The organism is Marispirochaeta aestuarii (genome assembly GCF_002087085.1).
GTDB classification, from domain to species: Bacteria; Spirochaetota; Spirochaetia; order JC444; family Marispirochaetaceae; genus Marispirochaeta; species Marispirochaeta aestuarii.
Window position 1 is genome coordinate 1 of the sequence record NZ_MWQY01000004.1, and the last position, 19840, is coordinate 19840.

General features: G+C 49.9%; 19 protein-coding genes. 9 read left to right on the forward strand and 10 right to left on the reverse strand.

Going from position 1 to position 19840, the window contains the following annotated elements; genetic code table 11:
* Positions 1-182: 182 nt before the first annotated feature.
* The 4 genes from B4O97_RS04215 to B4O97_RS04230 all read right to left on the reverse strand — a co-directional run bounded on the left by B4O97_RS04215 (position 183) and on the right by B4O97_RS04230 (position 1918).
* Positions 183-812: a hypothetical protein gene (locus B4O97_RS04215; protein ID WP_083048645.1), complete on the reverse strand. Its 630-nt coding sequence runs from the start codon at positions 810-812 to the stop codon at positions 183-185.
* Positions 809-1126: a hypothetical protein gene (locus tag B4O97_RS04220; RefSeq protein WP_083048647.1), complete on the reverse strand. Its 318-nt coding sequence runs from the start codon at positions 1124-1126 to the stop codon at positions 809-811. The genes B4O97_RS04215 and B4O97_RS04220 overlap by 4 nt, the downstream gene beginning before the upstream one ends.
* Positions 1127-1338: 212 nt before the next feature.
* Positions 1339-1650, reverse strand: a complete 312-nt coding sequence (locus tag B4O97_RS04225; RefSeq protein WP_083048648.1) for a CopG family antitoxin — start codon at positions 1648-1650, stop codon at positions 1339-1341.
* A 1-nt stretch (position 1651) separates the two neighbouring features.
* A complete protein-coding gene (locus tag B4O97_RS04230) occupies positions 1652-1918 on the reverse strand; it encodes a hypothetical protein (RefSeq protein WP_083048650.1) in 267 nt (88 codons plus the stop codon).
* Positions 1919-2825: 907 nt separating this feature from the next.
* Here B4O97_RS04230 and B4O97_RS04235 point away from each other — a divergent pair.
* Positions 2826-4070 (forward strand): integron integrase, encoded by a 1245-nt coding sequence (locus B4O97_RS04235; protein ID WP_083048651.1) that lies wholly within the window; start codon positions 2826-2828, stop codon positions 4068-4070.
* A gap of 150 nt (positions 4071-4220) precedes the next feature.
* On the opposite strand, the gene B4O97_RS04240 is transcribed toward B4O97_RS04235, so the two are convergent.
* The 3 genes from B4O97_RS04240 to B4O97_RS04250 all read right to left on the reverse strand — a co-directional run bounded on the left by B4O97_RS04240 (position 4221) and on the right by B4O97_RS04250 (position 7257).
* Positions 4221-5942: a sensor histidine kinase gene (locus B4O97_RS04240; protein WP_083048653.1), complete on the reverse strand. Its 1722-nt coding sequence runs from the start codon at positions 5940-5942 to the stop codon at positions 4221-4223.
* 3 nt (positions 5943-5945) lie between these two features.
* Positions 5946-6698 (reverse strand): substrate-binding periplasmic protein, encoded by a 753-nt coding sequence (locus B4O97_RS04245; RefSeq protein WP_158084146.1) that lies wholly within the window; start codon positions 6696-6698, stop codon positions 5946-5948.
* Between the two features lie 139 nt (positions 6699-6837).
* Entirely contained in the window at positions 6838-7257 is a 420-nt protein-coding gene (locus B4O97_RS04250) for a response regulator (protein WP_083048656.1), read from the reverse strand.
* A 205-nt stretch (positions 7258-7462) separates the two neighbouring features.
* On the opposite strand from B4O97_RS04250, the gene B4O97_RS04255 reads away from it, so the two are divergent.
* Positions 7463-8224, forward strand: a complete 762-nt coding sequence (locus tag B4O97_RS04255; RefSeq protein WP_158084147.1) for a substrate-binding periplasmic protein — start codon at positions 7463-7465, stop codon at positions 8222-8224.
* Between the two features lie 44 nt (positions 8225-8268).
* Here the strand turns inward: B4O97_RS04255 and B4O97_RS04260 are convergent, their stop codons facing one another.
* The gene (locus B4O97_RS04260) at positions 8269-8838 is read right to left on the reverse strand and encodes a DNA-3-methyladenine glycosylase I (protein ID WP_083048659.1); all 570 of its coding nucleotides are present in this window, start codon (positions 8836-8838) and stop codon (positions 8269-8271) included.
* 265 nt (positions 8839-9103) lie between these two features.
* Between B4O97_RS04260 and B4O97_RS04265 the strand changes: the two genes are divergently transcribed.
* From B4O97_RS04265 to B4O97_RS04295, 7 genes are all read left to right on the forward strand, one after another.
* Positions 9104-10819 (forward strand): TrkH family potassium uptake protein, encoded by a 1716-nt coding sequence (locus tag B4O97_RS04265; RefSeq protein WP_083048661.1) that lies wholly within the window; start codon positions 9104-9106, stop codon positions 10817-10819.
* A gap of 13 nt (positions 10820-10832) precedes the next feature.
* On the forward strand, positions 10833-11537 hold the full coding sequence (locus B4O97_RS04270) for a potassium channel family protein (protein ID WP_083048663.1): 705 nt from the start codon (positions 10833-10835) through the stop codon (positions 11535-11537).
* A 2-nt stretch (positions 11538-11539) separates the two neighbouring features.
* Positions 11540-12328 carry a PAS domain-containing protein gene (locus B4O97_RS04275; RefSeq protein WP_083048665.1) on the forward strand — a complete coding sequence of 263 codons (789 nt, stop codon included), beginning with the start codon at positions 11540-11542 and terminating at the stop codon, positions 12326-12328.
* The gene (corA, locus tag B4O97_RS04280) at positions 12325-13389 is read left to right on the forward strand and encodes a magnesium/cobalt transporter CorA (protein ID WP_083048668.1); all 1065 of its coding nucleotides are present in this window, start codon (positions 12325-12327) and stop codon (positions 13387-13389) included. The genes B4O97_RS04275 and corA overlap by 4 nt, the downstream gene beginning before the upstream one ends.
* On the forward strand, positions 13380-14570 hold the full coding sequence (locus B4O97_RS04285) for an MFS transporter (RefSeq protein ID WP_083048670.1): 1191 nt from the start codon (positions 13380-13382) through the stop codon (positions 14568-14570). The genes corA and B4O97_RS04285 overlap by 10 nt, the downstream gene beginning before the upstream one ends.
* Positions 14557-16029 carry a nucleotidyl cyclase domain-containing protein gene (locus tag B4O97_RS04290; RefSeq protein ID WP_083048672.1) on the forward strand — a complete coding sequence of 491 codons (1473 nt, stop codon included), beginning with the start codon at positions 14557-14559 and terminating at the stop codon, positions 16027-16029. The genes B4O97_RS04285 and B4O97_RS04290 overlap by 14 nt, the downstream gene beginning before the upstream one ends.
* Positions 16030-16090: 61 nt before the next feature.
* Entirely contained in the window at positions 16091-16915 is an 825-nt protein-coding gene (locus B4O97_RS04295) for a hypothetical protein (RefSeq protein ID WP_083048673.1), read from the forward strand.
* Here B4O97_RS04295 and B4O97_RS04300 read toward each other — a convergent pair.
* Both B4O97_RS04300 and B4O97_RS04305 read right to left on the reverse strand, forming a co-directional pair.
* Positions 16909-17805 (reverse strand): DUF4340 domain-containing protein, encoded by an 897-nt coding sequence (locus tag B4O97_RS04300; protein WP_083048675.1) that lies wholly within the window; start codon positions 17803-17805, stop codon positions 16909-16911. The two genes, B4O97_RS04295 and B4O97_RS04300, sit on opposite strands and share 7 nt — an antisense overlap.
* Positions 17802-19838 carry a GldG family protein gene (locus B4O97_RS04305; RefSeq protein WP_083048677.1) on the reverse strand — a complete coding sequence of 679 codons (2037 nt, stop codon included), beginning with the start codon at positions 19836-19838 and terminating at the stop codon, positions 17802-17804. Before B4O97_RS04305 ends, B4O97_RS04300 begins: the two co-directional genes overlap by 4 nt.
* Positions 19839-19840 lie beyond the last annotated feature (2 nt).

The following is a 19840-nucleotide window of genomic DNA, read 5'->3' on the forward strand; positions in this document are numbered from 1 at the left end:
ATAACATCCAATTGAGCTGTGTGGCGTTAAGCTGGCATGTGTTTGTGCTGCAACTCTTATACATTCTACTACGATTTCTACCCGGAATCACATGAAATATTCAGTCACCTGGTTTACCTACTGCACAAACCATGACAGTAGCCACATCTGCTCCAATTGCTGGTTATGTTCTACATCACATCCTATAATTTTTTCCATTCAGCAAACTTTTCCCGTGGATCATTGCTTAGCGCATAAACTTTTACACCTTTAAACTGTTTTAATTGGTGATGATCTAATGGGATATCTGAAAAATAGTTTAAATAAAGATCCAGCATGTTATTTTCTTTAAGTATACCTACTGCACTTATGTAAGTTCCATGGTTTTCTGTGAGTCGTCTATCAGAACCAAATCGTTTTATTATGTTCCCAGTTTTATCAAGAGTTCGGTGTTCGATACCATACATTCCTGTTTTTATTTCATATTCGCTTAGAATACTAACTTGAGAGGAACGATTATCGTGGATGATGATAATTGATGGATATTTATTTGCACAATATTTCCTTAACTGAACGCTGCCTTCCTTTATCTTTTGACGAATTCTATTCCCAGGTTTTGAATTCCCCCAGACTGCAAAGTCATTTTCAGATAATTCATTTATTGCACTTTTCTCATCTGGATTTGTCTCTAGATCTTTTATCTCAATGTATATCAAATTATCATTCAAATATATTAAAAAGTCAGGAGACTTATCTTTTCCTTCAACTATTCTTTCATATCGAATATTTAAAATCGAGCATAAGTTAATGAATTCATACTCTCCATTAGTCATTTTCTTTTTAATTTCTCTAATCTTTCAATTAATTGATTTGGTTTTTTACCTGGTGAATGTCTTTGCTTTGAAAATCTTTCTAGAATCTCAATTTCTTTGTCGATCATTTTTTGCTTCTTAAATACCGTTGCTAATTTTTCATAATACCAAGGTGCCACACCAAATTTCTCTATTTTATCTTCAGATTCAGTTGCTTCAACTAAATTCCATAGTAGCTTCTCCGCATCGTCAAGTCTATTTTCAGCGATCATTTGTTTTACATCATCTGCATATTCAGTGTAATGTTTCCCTTTAAAAATACCCGGCTTTTTCATTTAACCATCCTATAATTCATAATTTTAATCAAATTTATTTTGTATGAACATAACATCCAATTGAGCTGTGTGGCGTTAAGCTGGCATGTGTTTGTGCTGCAACTCTTATACATTCTACTACGATTTCTACCCGGAATAACCTGAAATATTCAGTCACCTGGTTTACCTACTGCTCAAACCATGACAGTAGCCACATCTGCTCCAATTGCTGGTTATATTGCCCTCTCTTCCTTCAGCAGCCTGAACGACTTAATGATCTCATCCTTCTCAAATAGCTGATTTGTAATGTATTTATGAAGCACCGTTGTAATAAGCGTTTGGTACGGTAACCCTTCCTGTTCTGCCTTCTCTTTTAGTTTTTCTAAATCATAATTTGAAATTCTTAGGCTTATCGCCTTATTTTTCTTGGCTCCAGCTATTATGGATTCGACCTTCTTTCTCTTTTCACCTGTGACGGATCGATAGGTGTCAATTTCATTTTCTATTTTCTTCTCTTCAGCAGTAAGGTTATATCTTCGTTTCATATCATTTCCTTCGATATTTCTTGTGGTATTTTCGACTCTGATAGGCAGTCTTCAATACGATATTATCATCCTCATCTATTATGAATGGGACAATCCACGTATAGTCTTGTATTTCCATCACAAAATACATCTGCCCCTCACGTACTGGATTCTCAATAATATCCATGTACATTCCATCCATAATCATCTGACTTATTTCATCAAAAGAGATATTTCTCTCTAAAATGAGTTTTTCATTTTTTTCTTTATCCCAGATGATGGAATTCATATCTAATAATACTTTATCGTATATACATTGTCAACCTTATTCAAACACACATGCAACGTCTTTATACATCGAAAACAGCTATGCAGGTGCTTTTTAATACTCAGAATCATACAGCGTCTTTACACCATTTTTACCTGGTTGAAGGTGTTAAATTCTTATTCTTCTTTTCAATATGCATTTTTTTAAGATGTATCGTTTCAAGTTATCACATCTGTGATTCATCAACACCGTTAACCGGCCTTCTTCAATTCTTCTTTTTATTTCTCTAAGTGTAAGCATTGTTCCTGTGCATTTGTCTTTGATGTCCCTAACTTCTTCCCTGGGTCAATATAACACCCAGTTGAGCTGCAAACCGTTAAGCTGGCGCAGTTTGTGCCTCAATCGTAAACAGTATAACTCCACTTATAATCAAGAACAATCGAAAACTATTGTTCCCCATTTTCACGAGCCTGCACAAACTGTGACAGTAGGTTTGTCTGCTCCAACTGCAGGTTATACTGCGCTGATCCCCCAGGCAGAAGAACCATTTTTCGAACCATGAGGAGAATTTCCATCGAACACCGAAAAATAGTCTCAAAGGAAAAGTGCGTTTGGCCGTAGCGTGGCCATTAATTGCGTTGGGTTGCGTGCAGGCCTTTGCGTGGCTGCGTGGCCAGGCGTTGGCCAGCGATAGGCCTTAGTGTAATCTCGATAAACTTTCGTTATCGAATTCCCTCTTCCTTTCCTTCTTCGAAGTCCCCAAAAAAGTGTCTGTATAACATATTCTACCCACTACTTTTGTCCTATTTTAACCTCTTATCATCTGAATGCGCAATTATTTTACAAAAACGGCGTTCAAAGTAAAAGCATTCAACATTAGCTATGGTTTTAAACAATAGAAACTATTGTTCTCCGGAGGTCAATATCAATGGACCAGGAAGTGTACGGTCGATACATTAATTATCTCCAGAAATATCATAAGATAAAAGAGAATCACCTTTCCTGGTACCTCCATTGGGTAAAGAAATATATCAACTATTGGAATAACGATAAGAACTACCTCAAGGACGACTCAATCCGGAGATATTTTCAATTCCTTGCAGACCGGTATGAACCATGGCAGGTAGAGCAGGCTGCCGCGGCGATTCGTCTTTTTGTTCATTACATGAACAAAATGGAAAATAGCGCAAAACTACAGAAACCGGGGAATTGGCCGGAGGTTCTGGATAAGATGAAGTCTGAGCTCAGGGTGCAGAGCAAGTCGTATAGAACAGAGAAAACCTACCTCTACTGGGTCCGCGATTTTTCCCGATGGCGCAACCCTAAAAACCCGGATCAACTTGGATCTGACGATGTCCGCGCTTACCTCACCCATCTTTCAATCAACCGTAACATATCCTTTGCAACTCAGAAACAGGCTTTTATCGCTTTACTGTTTTTATTCCGTCATGTTTTAAATATAGAGATAAATGGCCTCGAATCAGTGGTCCGAGCCAGAGTAAATAGAAAACTCCCTGTCGTTCTTTCTCCATCCGAGATATCAGGGATCTTACAATATGTGCCTGAAGAATACCGTCTGATGTGCCGCATTATCTATGGGGGCGGACTTCGACTTTCAGAATGTCTGGAATTAAGAGTAAAAGATGTCGATATCGACGGCGGATCAATCATTATCCGTTCTGGTAAAGGTAATAAAGATCGCCTGACCTTACTCTCACGGTCGGTGATTCCGGATTTACAGAAGCACATTGTAAAAGTCAGACAGTTATACGAGTCTGATCGCCTTGAAAAATTGCCAGGTGTACCTCTGCCTTTTGCATTGCAAAAGAAGTACCCTCAGGCATCTACGGAATGGAACTGGTTCTGGATCTTCCCTTCCCCCCGGTTTTCGGTGTGTCCGCGGACCAATCAGCCAGGCAGGTTCCATGTGTTTCCATCAACTCTGCAGCACGCCTTTCATGAAGCGCTGAGAAAATCCGGAATCCCAAAGAAAGCAGGCATCCATACCCTGCGACATAGTTTTGCGACACACCTGATAGAGGCAGGTTATGATATAAGAACAGTACAGGAACTGCTCGGCCATTCGAACCTAAGTACAACAATGATCTATACCCACGTAGCCACAAAGAATAAGCTCAGTGTAATCAGTCCCATGGACAAAATGGACATCTGACCTTTGAATAGAAGAATCACCCTTGACCTATTGGAGCCTCAGGGAAAAGCTCGCCAGAACTTTAATCTTTCAGCTATCCTGCTCAATATAAAAGCATTGTTCCCCATTTATTGACCAGAACAATGCGGGGCTATTGTTCTGCCATTCCGTTTACACGTACTCGGCCAGCGGCAGGGAAACAAAGAAAACTGTTTCTCCCGGTTTTGACTCTACCCAGATTTTCCCCTGGGATGATTCTATGATCCTCCTGCAGATATCGAGGCCAAGGCCCATTCCCTGCATAGTGTTTTTGGTAGTAAAGAAGGGTTCAAATATCCGATCCTGGATTTCAGGAGGTATTCCGGGGCCGTTGTCTTTAACCGAGATAATCCCCCGGCCGTCCTGCTCCTGTGTCGTGATTACGATTTCGCCGGAACCATTCAACACCTGAACAGCATTTCGTATCAGGTTCATCCAGACATTGGATAAGGTATCCGCCCTGGCTTGAACAAGCAGTCCGGAGAACTCTGTTTTGACGCTGATTCCGTGTTTCAGCAGGTTATGCATAAGGGTCAGCACCTTTTTTATATCCGTTTCCACATCGATTATCTTTGTTGTATCGAAAACAGTTGTTGTAAGGTATGACCGGAGCGCTTCGATAACATTCGACGCTTTTGCAGAAGATTCTGTAATAACCTCGATCATCCGTCTGATTATTACCGTATCCGAAACCTCCGCCAGGATTTCCCGATTCCTGTTTATTGCAAGGTACGGTAAAAGATCATCGAGTTTGTTCAACAGCCCCATATCAGCAAGGCATGCGGTAACTTCAGGACTGTTTGGAATGTTCTGCTGTTCCAGCAGAGCCTCGATTTCTTTCGTCTCCCGCCGGGAGGGAAGATAAATATCCAGCGTTTTATTGCTTTCTAAACCCAGAACAACAGTTTTCGTGTATAAGTTCTGTTCCTGATCGGACAGGGAAGAGAAAAAGGCCGGCTGTTCAGGGAGCTTTTTGTCAAATGAATTGACCATCGATGAGACGGCGGATTGTATCGCTCCCAGCGGTGTGTTCAGTTCATGGGCTATACCGGCGGAAAGCTGTCCCAGAGCGGAAAGTTTCCCGGATTCAATGAGCCGTTCCTGCATGCGCCGTAATTCAACGAGAGAGTCTTCCAGTTCCGCCGTCCGCTCGGCAACCCGTTGTTCAAGGGATACATTTATCTCCACCAGTTCGGCATTTTTTCCCTGGATTCTTCTGGTCATTTCATTCAGCAGGTTTATTATTGCATCTATATCTTCGTAATCCGTCTCGGGGATCGTATACGCATAGTTTCCGGCTCCGATTTCGCTGATTCCCTCGGATAATGCTGAAAAGACCCTTTGTGTCCGCTTTTGAATAAGCACCCGTGTGGCGATTAAATACACTGTCAAAATCGCGATTACCGCAACAACCATGGCAAACAGAAAACGCTTGATTGTTAACAGCAGCTCGTTATCACTGAACTGCAGTTCTATTGTTCCGAGAAAAAAATCGTTATAGTTGACTTCTCTGATCCGCGGCTTGATCCATCGGGACTGGACTGGGGCCGGCTTGTTTACAACAATTCCTGTTGCAGAGGTATCAATAACGATACCGGAGATCCGACCGGAAGAAAGCAGTGCATCGGCAATCCTGCTAATCTGGCTGTCGTCCACATTATACAGGGGTTCGGTCAGGATATAGACTGTTTCGTCCGCTGCATTTTCTGCTTTGTTATTCAAATCGAGGATAATAAAGACGGATATGGCAAAAATAGAAACAATCTGAACAATAAATATGGTACCTATTGATATGACAAGAGAAAGAACCTGGGTTCCTTCTATAAGCCTTTTCGCCGGGTTTTTACCAGCCATTTTCTATTGATTCCCTTCAGCGACAAAAGACCTGACCATTTTTTCAAAAATCCCCTGTTCCAGGCCTTTCGCATTCACATTGTCGTAGCGGTTACGAAGATCCCTTCCTTTTTCGGTGTTCCGGAATACTGTATACACATGTACCGCTTCCGTCGGCAAAGGTATTACCTTTACCCGCTCCCTGTATCCCTTCTGATTCAGATAATAGATCATGGATATATAGTTAATATCGAGAACACCGTCCAGTCTCCCCGCCCAGAGTTTATTCAGATTGATCTGCCGGTAATCCTGATGCTGAACCAGTTCCAGCTTTATCCTTTCGTCAATGAACATGGGAGGTATATACGCAGCGTCCAGGAACCCTATTGTCATACCGAAAAGATCCGCCGGCTTGGTTATCGAAGAAACAGGACTGTCCGGTCGGACTATCAGACAACTGTCTATCTTTGCAAGTATCGTTTCCGGAAACAGAAATTTTTCTTCCCGTTCAGGAATCTTTGTCATATTTGGGATAATGTCGATCTCTCCCGATTCAAGAAGCGCAAGAGCCCTGACAATCGGGAATACCCCCAAAACATCAAGCTCAACCCCCATACGCGGGGCGATATATTGTCGCCAGTATTCCACCGCGATTCCGGTAACGCCTCCTGAATCGTCGTACATCATGAAAGGTTCAAGTCGAAAAACAGCCATTTTTACCGTTTCCGCATAAAGATCATCGGAAAAAACAGCGAAGCAGAGAAAAATAGCGGCCATTATAAGAGATATCTTTTGTATAACCATCACCGCCCGCCCTGACAGGCTTGATGCTGCAGAAACAGCCTGAGTCACAGGTATAAGTCTAGTCAAATTATCCTGAAAATCAAGAATCGCAACAGATGTTTTATTGGCCGGGTCAGAGACACGTGGAACAAGTGGAACGGACGGTATGTATCAGTTCTTCAGCCCGCCACGGCTTCTTGAGTACTGCGGCTACCGATGAGATGCTGCTGACCCGTTCAATTGCCGCTTTATCCGCCTGTCCGGTTATCATTATTACCTTTATTTCCGGATACGTCTGTTTGACAATCTCGATGAACTCGTCTCCCTTCATTCCTGGCATAAGCCAGTCGGAGATTATCAGAATGACATGGATCCCGTCTTTACTCAGTTCATCGAGAATACGCAGGGCATCTTCGGCGCTCTTTGCCCGTTCATAGATAAACTGGTTCCCCAGGTTTCTTTTCAGCTCCTGCTGCAGCGCAAGCAGGATAATCGCTTCATCATCGACGCATAAGATCGCTTTATCAGAAATGGATTGAGCGGACTCGGACATGCATTTCCCCTTGGTTATCCTTACTGATAATCTTATGGTCTTCAAGAGAGATTATCAATATAAAATGATAAGGGCATATCCGGGAAAAAACAAGACTGACAACAGATCCCCTGCATCCGCTTTTTCACGAATCCGCATGCCATCGATTCCGTTAAAGCAGGAAAATACCCTTGCTATCGACGCCCCTGTATCTATACTTGGTAGTATGAGAGGACGGTTTTTTCGTCTCGAAGTAATCCTCTGTCTGCTTATACTGATCCCCGGTACGGCAATGTCTCAGGCAGTACACTATGTGTTTCAGGAATATAAACCCGCCAACTACCTGGATGAGTCGGGACAGCCCGCCGGTTTTTTCGTTGATATTATCCGTGAAGCAGTAGAAAATCGCCTTGGTCTGGATCTGCGAATAAGCGTCTTTCCCTGGGTGCGCTGCCAGGCTTTAGTCAGACAGGGCGAAGCGGACCTTATGACTACCATCCCGACTCCGGGCCGTTTGGAATACGCCGACCTCGTGAACGTACCGATCTGGATCAAGCAATATCGATTATATACCTACCGGGATCACCCTCGCATTCCCGAGATGCATGGTATCCGCAGCCTTGAGGAAATACGCAAGGTCCGGTTTACAGTGATCTCCTACATCGGCAACAACTGGGCAAAGACAAACCTGGAGGATATTGGCGTCCCGGTTCTGAATGCCACCTCTGTTGAAGGTATGTATCGAATGCTGATTGCCCGCCGTGGAGACATCATCGTTGACGATCCGATTCTGGTTAGAGACAATCTGAATTCTGCCGGATTGGAAAACAGGATAGTCCTTACCGAGGGCCTCGTGGAAAGTTCCGCATTCTATCCCATGATCAGCAAACAGTCCGATCTTTCCGCCAGGACCGATGAGTTTGCCGCTGCTGTGCAGGCGATGTGGGATGATGGCAGTATTGCATCTATTATGGAGCGTTATCAGTGATGCAATGTTCTATTACAGCTGCCTGTACTCCTTATGCGTAAGGACTATGCCTTTAATTCCCGGTACCTGAAGCAATCGGTGGTATGGGAGTTTATCAGGCCGATGGCCTGAATATAGGCATAAATTATTGTCGGTCCCACAAAACTCATTCCCCGCTTTTTGAGGTCTCTTGAGATCCTCTCTGACAATTCGTCTTTGGTCGGAATCTCATCTAAGACGGCGAAGTGTCTGTCTATCGGATTTCCATCCACAAATTTCCAGATAAAGGTATCGAAGCTGCCGTACTGGTGCTGGATTTCACGAAAAACCCGGGCATTCTTTACGGCGGATTGAATCTTCAATCTGTTCCGAACTATCCCATTATCCTGAAGCAGTTCCCGGATTTTCTCTTCAGAAAAAGCTGCGACTTTGACGGGATCGAACTTTTCAAAAGCCTCGCGGTAGTTCCTGCGCTTTTTCAGTATGGTGTCCCAGGACAGTCCGGCCTGCGCCCCCTCAAGGATCAACATTTCGAACAGTCTGATATCATCGTGAACCGGCACCCCCCATTCAGTGTCATGATACTCCCTCATCAGGCTGTTCTCCGGGTTAACCCATGCACAGTGCTTTTTCATTTCCGGTTCCCCTTTTTACAGGCAGGTTGATTATGCTTCAATATAAAACTATTGTTCCATGATTATTATCCATGAACAACCGTTTTGCATTGTTTTGCCCCCTTTTCACCACTTTTATGCGTACAGTTATCCGGTTCCGGAGCTTTTCCCAACTCCCCGGGGTATCCGGCAGGAGGGGACTGCAAAAATTACTCATCCCTCTGGAGAAATCCGTCAAATCAGTGTTTAAAAACCCTTTCTCTGCGGTTATACTTTTTCTTACAATATGAAAAAGAACCTGATTTTGCTTCCTGTCCTGTTGAGTATTGTAGCCCTGTTTCTCGAACAGCAGGTCACCATGACGGTCTTCTGGCTTGTCATAATAAACGCCCTGGATATTACGGTCCTGATTATCCTTGTAACAGAGGTTGTAACTGCCTTTAAGGCTGCGCCGTACAAATATATCTATATACGGCAGAATATATTCGCCCTGATCTTTACTGCCACCTTCGTGCTTCTCTTTGCCTACTCAAAGGTGCAGACCTTCCAGGTTCATTTTTCCCCCGAGAAGGTGGATCCCTCCCTTACTGCCGCGGTTCTGAAGAATACCTTCCTGGTGCTCAAAGTCCTGACCAGGTTTCGAAAGCTCAATACCCTCCTTGAATCCATCAGTCTCAAGCCTGCCCAGACTATGGTGCTCAGTTTTCTGCTGGTAATCCTGGTCGGCGCCCTCGTCCTGATGGTTCCCTTTACCTCGTCATCGCACAAGGGACTGCCGTTTCTGGATGCTCTGTTCACCTCCACCTCGGCGGTGTGCGTTACCGGGCTTATCGTCGTCGATACCGCCACCGCCTACTCCATCTGGGGACACATAAGCATCATGCTTCTCATCCAGATTGGAGGCCTCGGTATCATGCTTCTCTCCTATTTTTCTATCTTCGTCCTGCGCCGGGGGATAAGCCGGCAGGACAAGCTCATTGCCGCCTACATGCTGAGCCAGGACGATCTGCGCTCAATAAAGAAAACTGTAGTCGCCATCATCGGCGCAACCTTCCTTTTTGAAGCCCTGGGTACGCTGTTGTTGTATCTCTCGACCCCCTCCTTTACCGGCCCCTGGGGCGGACGTCTTTTTGCCTCCCTCTTTCACGCGGTATCCGCCTTCTGTAACGCCGGATTCGCCCTTTTCACCGACAGCCTGGAGGGCTTTAACGGAAACCTGCTGTTGAACGCCACCATAGCGCTGCTTATTATTACCGGAGGATTGAGTTTCGGCGTCCACATGAATCTGCTGGACCTTTTCAAGCGTGACGGACGCTCCGCTTCACGGGTTCGACGGCTCTCGGTTAATTCCAGGGTGGTCCTGATCATTTCGTCGGTCCTGATAGTTACCGGAACCCTGATCTTCTACGCCCTGGAGCATGGCGGGGTACTCAGGGAGCTCGGGACGGGGAAACAGTACCTGGCCGCCTTTTTCCAGTCCGTAACCCTGCGCACCGCCGGATTCAACACGGTTCCCCTGGGTGCACTCGGCAGTGCCACCTATCTTTTCATGTGCCTCTTCATGTTCATCGGTGGTGCGGCAGGCAGTACCGCCGGGGGAATCAAGGTTAACAATCTCGCTGCCATGGGGGCCTACTTCCGTTCTCTGCTGAGGGAAACAAAGGAGGTCACCCTTTTTCGCTCCTCCCTGGGCAGCGATATCATTCTCAAGTCCTTTACCATCGCCACCTTCGGTCTTGTTACCGTATTTCTGGGAACTTTTATCCTGATGCTGACAGAGGATGCCCCGGCGATAAAAATACTCTTCGAGGCAGTCTCCGCTTTCGGCACTGTCGGGCTCTCTGCGGGGATTACCGGGGATCTTTCCCCGATGGGAAAAAGTGTTATTATCATCATGATGTTTCTGGGCAGAATAGGGCCCCTGACCTTCATTGCCGCCGCCGGTTCACGTCAGGGACAAAGGGAGATACACTATCCCGGGGCGAATCTTTCGATTGGATAAACTGGAGCAGGAAATGGCAAAAGATACAGGAAAAAACTATCTGGTTGTGGGACTCGGAAGCTTCGGCAGCCGCCTCTGCGAAGTTCTCGAAGAGAAGGGCGGTACGGTTATTGCAGTAGACGCCGACGAACTCCTGATAGAACGGATAAAAAACAGCGTGACCCAGGCAGTCCACCTCGATTCCACCGACGAAAGCCGCATGAGCGAACTGGACCTGGAGGACGTGGATGTCGGAATCGTCGCCATCGGAAACAGCTTTGAAGCGAGTATCCTGACTACGGCCATCATGAAACGCCTCGGTGTTCCCTACATCATTGCCCGCTCTCTGACGGAACTGCATCACCAGGTGCTTCTCCAGGTCGGAGCAGACGAAATAGTCAATGTTGAAATCGACGAGGGAACACGACTGGCCAACCGCCTTATCGCTCCGGATATCCTGGACAGGATTCCCCTCTCCGGGGAGATCAGCGTGGCGGAGGTCAGAGTACCGAAGGGCTTCGTGGAGAAACAGCTGATAGAACTCGATCTTAGAAAACGCCTCCAGATCAATGTCATCGCCATCCGGCGATACAGCTACGGCGTGGACGAAATTGGCAATCCCACCAGAAGCGAAAGCCTCATTTTTCCCGGAGGGGAGGAGGTCCTTCAGGAGGAGGATATCCTGCTTATCGTGGGACGAAACGAAAACATCTCCTCCTTCAATGAGCTGCAGGAATAAGCATGGATATCAAGAGTAACCGCTGGATTGTTCTGCTGCTGATTCTCGGCGCCCTGGGTATCCTTGCGGTGGGAGTATCGGCATATCTGTTGTTGACCGGCGCCTCGCCCGGGGCTTCCGGGGATCCGGTTTTTATAGCCCAGCGTATACTGTTTATCTCGATTGTGGTCTTTCTTGTCTTCCTTACGGCCTGGAGCATCACCGTTTTTCGCGGCATTTCCATCGAAAAACGCCTGGACCGTCTGATCAACAAGAGCAGATACCGCCGCCTGGACAGAAAGGCTGATTTCGCAGGATTCGGTTCTCTTGGCCCGCGATTACAGGATCTCTACAGGAGTCTTACCGACGCTAACGGAAAACTCAGCCGCAAGATAGCAGCCCAGGGGACCCTCCTGGATATTATAATCTCCAACTCGCCGTCCCTGATGCTGGTAACGGACAGCACCGGCAACGTCGTTTTCGTAAGCCGGGCCCTGCTGGAAACCCTTGAGAGGGATAAGCAGGATGTAATTAAAAAACCGGTGTCCTCAGTCTGGGAGGAGCTCAGTTTCAGCGATCTGCGAATCTCCATGGAGGAGACCTTCTCTCATGTCAACCTTAAAGTGGAGAAATACCCCCTTACGGCATATCCGGTAGTCGGCAGCGACGGCTTGATATCCTACGTGGTATTCAACGCCGAAAAGCGGCCCTTCATGTATAGTCAGAAGGTCCAGGAAACCAGGCAGAAGGAGGTATCCCTGCAGTCCCGCCTGATGGGACTCCTCCGTCGTGGTAAAGGAGGAGCAAAATGAAGCGTTTCATCAATCTGTTTTCCCGCAGAATAGGCACCGTCCCGGGGACAATCATCGATGTACCCTCCAATGGCAGCCGGCCGGTGGAAATGGGGCTATTCCGTTACAATGCCGATTCCGTTGAGCAGCGACAGCTGGCTGCCGATGACTCCCTCGAGAACCTTGCACAGGAAAACCAGATACTCTGGCTGGACATACCGGGGGTTCACGACTCGGTCCTGCTGAAGAAGGTCGCCCGCCGTTTCGATATTCACCCCATTGCCGCGGAGAACATCCAGCATACCGGACAGCGTCCCAAGGCTGATGAATACGAGGATCAGCTCTTCCTGCTCCTTCACATGCTCACCTGGAACGGGGAAGAAAAAACCGTTGAAACCGAGCAGGTCAGCATCATAGCCGGCAAGGGCTATGTCATCTCCTTTCAGGAACATCCCGGGGACGTCTTTGATCCGGTCCGGCGACGCATCTCGGAAGGTCTGGGTCGGGTACGCCGAATGGGAGCAGACTACCTGAGCTACTCCCTGGCGGACGCGGTTGTGGACAACTACTTCCTGGTTATGGAGGACCTGCAGGAGGAGTTTGAAGAGCTTGAAGAACAGGTCCTTTTCGAAGACGGACCGGACCCTTCAGCCAAGGTACACTCCCTCACCAGGGAGCTGCTCTCCCTGCGCAGGGCAGTCTGGCCCATGAGGGAGGCAGCCTCGGCCCTGATGCGGGGACAGATCCCCGCGATATCCGAGGAGGTCCAGATCTTCTTTCGGGATCTTTACGATCATATTGTCCAGATTATCGACTGGATCGAGCTGATGCGGGACAGCCTGAAGGGTCTTATGGACTCCTACCAGAGCAGGGTCGGAAACTCCACGAATGCCATCATGAGGGTCCTGACCATTGTGGCGACCATTTTCATCCCCCTGACCTTCATTGTCGGTATCTACGGGATGAACTTCCAGAGGATGCCGGAACTCTCCTGGCCCCTGGGCTATCCCATGGTCATGGCCCTTATGGCCCTGGTTGCCCTGGGAATGCTTTTCTACTTCAAGAAAAAGAAATGGCTCTGACGGAACATCCCGGCGGCTATACCCTCAAGGGCCTTGTCATGCCCATTTACGCTCCCGCCTTTCTCTCCTACCTCGCCCAGGGACTGACGACCTCCTTCGTCGTGCTTTATGCCCTTCAGCTCGGAGCCGGTCCCGGGGCCGCCGGGGTAATCGCGGCCCTCCAGCACCTGGGAACTCTCTTTTTTGATATACCCGCCGGTCGATTTACCGAACGCTTCAACCTGAAACGGGTGTACATGTTCAGTACACTGTTCCTGGGGATTTTTCTTTTCCTGATCTGGTTCCTCGACTCCCTTCCCTTTCTGATTATGCTGCTCATCGGTTTCGGTGCGGCACGGACTTCCTGGTCCATAAGCCAGGTCACCGTGGTTCGCCGGCTCGTGGACCCCGGTCTGCGGGGACGGGCACTGGCAAATATGGGAGGACTGGTACGGGCAGGATCCTTTCTCGGACCGGTCATGGGGGGGTATATTGCGGATATTCTCAGCCTGGGAGCCCTCTTTCTGAGCGCCGCTCTATGTACCTTCATCTCCACAGCACTCATACTGCTTAGAACCCCGGAAACGGAAGAAGAAAACGGAGCCCCCCCCGTCTTCCGCAGAATCCCGGAAACTTTCCGCAGATACAGCAGAATACTCCTGAGCGCCGGTACCGGGGTTGTCATACTGGGAGTTCTCAGATCCGCCCGCCCGGTCCTGCTGCCCCTCTACGGCGAAAGTCTGGGACTCAGCCTGGGGCAGATAGGCCTGGTCATGGGATTGAGCGGTCTGGCGGATTCCCTGCTGTTCTACCCCGCCGGTATTATCTACGATCGCTGCGGCATCAAGCGCGGAGGGGTTCTCTGTCTGGGACTCTTTTCTCTGGGCCTGATTCTGCTGCCCCTTTCCGGCGGTTTTTTCAGTTTTGCCCTGGTTTCGGTTTTCATCGGTATCGGTAACGGATTCGGCTCAGGTATCAACATGGCCATGAGCGCCATACTCGCCCCCGACGGGGAAGTCGGCGAGTTCATGGGTATCTGGCGCCTCTTTACCGATGCTGGTGTGTTCTCCGGCCCCCTGGCCGTGGGGCTCATAACGGCAGCTCTCAGTCTTGCCGCCGCCCCCTTGGCCCTGGGGGCTCTGGGACTGGCCGGAGCCCTCTATTTTCAGTACTCTGTACACGAAAGCAATGAAAAGCCTTGAAGATTATGGTCCCGACACATCACCCTACGAGCTCTTCGAGCACCTCTATAACAGGGTAATCAGCCGTTCCATCAGGAGCTTCTCAAAACTCATGGAATATGTCAGCGCCCTGCCCAGGACCGAGCCGAACCTGCGGGTGTTCCGAAAAATTTTTCACCTCATCAAGGAACTGAACTGGGGCGTTTTTGCCCCTCTGGACGAAAAGGAGTTCCCCGGACTCTGGAAGGAACTGGTTTTACCCTTTTCCGGAATTTCCGGCACCGGGGACCTTAAGCGGAACACCTCGATATCCACGGTCTACGCTGCAATTCTCGATATTCACGGCTACTCCGCCTTTTGCCTGAAGAACCGCCGGAACCTCTCCATGCTGATGCTGCTGGACGAGTGTATCCAGGAAGACATCCGCAGGATTTCCAAAAACTTCGGCACCTTAAGCTGGCGCAGCGAAGGGGATGCGATAATCCTGATTTCCGACGATCCCAGGGGAATCAGCTCCGCGGCGGTCAATATCGCCGACTACTTTTCCAGGCGCAGGATTGTAAAGAGCAAGAAACTGCAGGAAAGCCGTATCGTCCATAAAATCATCCTGCCGGATATGGCGGTTTCCGCCGGAATCGCCGGAGGCAGAGCCTATACCCCCCTGGTGATCACCCGGGACGGCGACATCTCCGGCGACATCATCAATACCGCTGCCAGGCTCCAGGGCTTTGCCAACACCCTTGCCCCGACGGAGACCAAGATTCTCGCCACCAACCATGTGGTTCACCAGCTGCAGAAGGAGCGCCCGGGAGCTGAATCCGATCTGCTGGACGAGGTAGGATACTTCAACCTTGGCAGGTTCCAGTTCAAGGGGATGGAAATAACGGTCTTCGAGATTCTGTTCAGGAACTCCCAGAAGGAAAAGCTGATCTACCAGGGTCATCTGCTCAAGCTCTATTCAGCCATCGAAAAGGAACGCTGGCGGGACCTGATTTTTACCTCCCTGGTAAATGTCTTTGCCAGGGTCATAAGCTCCGCCAGGCAGATAAAAATCGGGGAGGTCTCCAGAAGCGAGCTTTTGAATAAATGTTCCCGGGCATTGAAGCTGTACAAGTCCGGCACCGATTACCACCGCCCCATCGCCATTCTGCGGGAACTGCGGGAATCCCTTGCCCATCTTCGCAATGCAGACCCCATTCTCGGAATATACACCGATCAGATTCTCGAAAAATACAGCATGATAGAACACCAGTTCCATGACTATCTGGAAGAGCATCTGCCGGAAATGATCAACAAATTCCTGGACCTTCAGCAGCGGGACCTTTTTCTGAAAGCCTCAAAAAGCAGAGAGATTTACGATCAGCTGAAGCAGAAGGGACTCGATGAAATGATGAAGGAAAACCAGAAATATACCTGGTACCGAATCATTGACGAGGAACGGGAGACCCTGAGCAGCCGCATCCACATAGGCAAAAAATAGAAAAGCTGCCCCTTTCCTCCGCATTCCCCGGGGTGTATACTTAATCATGGAGGGTACAGGGATGGCGACAAAGCACTATACCGTTGACCTGCAGAACATCGACAGCGTCTCCGAAACCCTGAAGGCGATTCAGAACCTTCTGGATCGTGCGGGGAGCGGCAACGGCCGTACTGGGACCGAAGAAGAGCATCTCAGCCTGGTATTCGGCAGCCAGGAAAACGGGAATTTCACCGAATTCGCCCCTCCCTCCTGGCATCTTGAAACACAGAGCGGACGCCCTATACCCCTGACCAGCGAGCACACCTTTTTTCATGCCGCCGGCGGCTTCGATATTCCCGGGCAGATTGAAGAGACCCTTGAACGCATGGGGGAATCAATGCTCATGGAGTCCGACACGGCCCCCCTGGGGTCCTATGCTTTTGTCGGCCTGATAATGGCCGGTCCGGAGTGGATACGCCCCTATGCGGAGTATCTGCAGATTCTGAAGCGCTTTGATATGTTCAGCGATACCGAAGAGACCGACGGGATTTCCGCCGCGATCCAGACCTACGGATGGACCGAGGACACCCTGGAACTTCTGGCAATCAGAATGTTCTCCTGCCAGGGACACAGCGGAGGCGAGGCCTTCCAGGTGTTCAGGGATGAATTCGGTCTGAACGACGCCCTCGAGGATGATGAGCTCCTTGGAGCCTTTGAAGGGGCCTTACGGCGGGAGATAGAGGAACTCGAAGACGCAGACCTGGAATCATACTTCTGGTCCTGCGGCTACGACCCCCGGGGGGGAGCCCCGGCCCAGGGCGAGGCAGGTACCCCCTGTGACGAAGTTATCTGGAACCTCATCAGGGAGTACCTGGTCCTGGACGACGAGGATTACGAGTACTACTGATCCCCGCGTAAAAAGTCAGCCGGTGATTTAATCAGCTGATTCGCCTTGAAGGCTGCCAGACTGAAGATATAGGGGGTTTCAGAGGATCGGGCCAGATACGGGCCCTCTTCGGTCTCCGTAAGAATCTCCACGCTTATATCCCCTCCGTCGGTTTCAAGGATTATCTGCATAATCAGTTCCCCCGTATCCACCGCATCCTCAGGAAAATCCGCGGCGCTGAAGGCCGAGAAGTTCCGGACATACTGATCCAGCAGATCGGCATCGGCAGCTTCCCCGCTGTCGCTGGTCCAGCCCCCGTCGCTGCGGATAAATCCGCCGGGCTCCTCTCCCGTTTTGGCAAGAACAATCCGGCGAATACTCGCGGGGTCCAGGGTAAAAAGCTGTTTCTCCCGCAGGTCCCCGGCGGAAAGCTCAAAATCCCGGCGCAGGTTATCCGCAACAAGGATAACCTCCTTCTCTCCCGGAAAGCGTATATAACTCTGCCGGCCGGTGGTTCCGGCCTTGCCGATCAATACCGAACGAAGCTCTTCAGACCCCGAATAGACGGTCACCCGGATGGCCTCTTCCTCCTCGAGGCGGTAGGGGCGGAAATACCCTGAACTGCTCACCTGCTCCAGGGGCTGCAGATTGAGAATTTTTTCCGCCAGGTTTTCGATTTTATCGGCATCCCCCGGATAATTCTCAGAGCCTATCAGCCATTCTCCTCCGTTCTTCCTGAGTTCAATGTTCCTTTCGCCGTCGGCAATCGTCATGGCGCTTACGTCCGCCTCGATTGGCGCTACCTTCGGCTGTACAGATCTTCCCAGAAACTGCTGCAGCACGAGAACGGCAAGGAGCAGCGCGATCAATATCAGATAGACAGTTTTCCGTCTGCTCAAACCCTGAATCATTTTTCCACCTCCCTGTTTCCTTCCCCGGTAAAGGTCCGGCGGATGTTCCTGCGCCTGGCTTCACGCAGCCGCCAGACCAGAAGACCGGCGACGATTACCAGGAGCGGCATCCCGACCATGGCAAAACCCTTTACAAAACTCCGGTACCGGGGCGATGTATCCCCCAGGGGCATAAGGTTCAAGCCTTTGCTGCGGGTCAGGGGCAGCTCCTCGTTTCCGTTCATATAGTCAAGCATGTTCTGAATGAGAATGGCATTGGGACTTGTTCCCTGAGGGTCGACGAGCTGGGCCCCGGTAAGTTCGGAGCTTCCCGCCACAAGCAGCTTGCCCCTCCGGATTCCCCGCTCAATATGGCGGGAACCACTGATCCCCTCATCCAGGACCTCCGTTTCCAGGGGACCTTCAAAATAGCTCGGGAAGTAGCCCTCGGCAAGGATCATCAGGGGGTAGCTCTGCAGTTCCGAGTCCGCCGGGGGACTCATACCCATGGGATTCAGATCGATAGTATCCTCCATGGTCCAGGCTTCATCGGAGGAGCGGGCCAGTACCCGGAGGTCCACCTCCGCAGGCGGATTTTCCGCACCCTTCAGGCTGGAAGCTGCAAAGAACGCCACCTGTCCAAGATTCTTTGTGATGGGATGCTCCTGGTCCAGGCTCTTTTTCTCGAGAAGAGGTACGTAATAGAGGGGCATTTCGCCGAACTGCTGGCGTACAGTATAAGCATTTTTATCCAGAAGAATATTCTGCTCAAGCTCCACACCATAGCGGGAAAGCATTTTGGTAAGACCGTGGTTTATGGGCAGGTACGATGGAGGAGCGTTCTGGGTCTGGACAATCTCGTAGGGATCCGCCAATACCATCAGGCTTCCTCCCTGCATCAGAAACTGGTCAAGGGCGTAGAGCTCCTTTTCGGGAATCGGAGATTTTGGCCCGTTGATTATCAGGGTATTGATTCCCGCGGGGATTTCATCCTGCTTCAGGTTGATTTCCCTGAATTCATACAGATCGCTGCTCAAATTCCGAAAGACCCCGGCACCTCTCTGGCTGTCGTCCAGAGCTTTCTCGCCGTGCCCCGTCAGGTAGCCCACGGCGGGGTTATTGCTCAAGAGCCCTTCCAGGGCCCCCTCTATCCGTTCCTGTATATTCGAGAGCCCCGCCAGGGCATATCCGCCGAAGAGCTGCTGGGAAAGATCCAGAGGCAGGGTCTCAAAGCGGTCTCCCAGACGGAGAACCATGCCCACCGTGGCCTGGCGGTTCCGTCCGGGATTGTCCTGGTCCGGGTAGGATATCCGCTGAAAACCGTACTGTTCCCCCAGGGATGCCACCGCGGCATCCTGATCCACGGTTTCCACTCTCAGGTCCAGAATCCCGTTCTTTTCCGCGTTGACCGCCTGTACAGCTTCCGTCACAAGGTCTTCCAGCTCATCGAAACCGGCAATGCGGTAGGAAGCCAGGGCGGGGCTGTAATACAGAACGGTCTCCACCTTTTCATCCAGGGCCGCTGCGGCCTCAACGGTACCCACCAGGCGGGAGATGGTGGTTGTAATCCGGTATTCCAGTCCCTCGGTGCCGGTGATCTCCTGCAGCTGGGCCACCTCGTCGGCGTAGCTTACGGCAATACCCATGTAGGCGTTCCGGGACTGGAACTCGTCGCTCCTGACCTCCTGAACCTGAACGCTGCGGATACCGTAGGAGTCGGCGGTCTCCCGGCCCCCGTCGCTCTCCATATCCACCAGCTGATACCGGAAGTTGGGATTCCCCAGGGAATCGTATTCCGCAAGCAGGTCCCGGACATAACGGGCCACGGTATTATAGGGTGCCGGAAGGTCCCGGGAAAAGAAGACCGAGACCGTCAGAGGCTCCCGGAGGGTGGCGATGGTCTCACGGCTGACGGAGGAGAGGGAGTAGGTATTCCCCTCTGTCAGGTCGATCCGGAAAAACCAGTCCAGGCAGACGAGATTGACCAGTACGATGACAACAAGCAGAAGCAGCCGGTTGCTGCGCTCGGAAGCAAGATATTCTTTAATTTTCATGC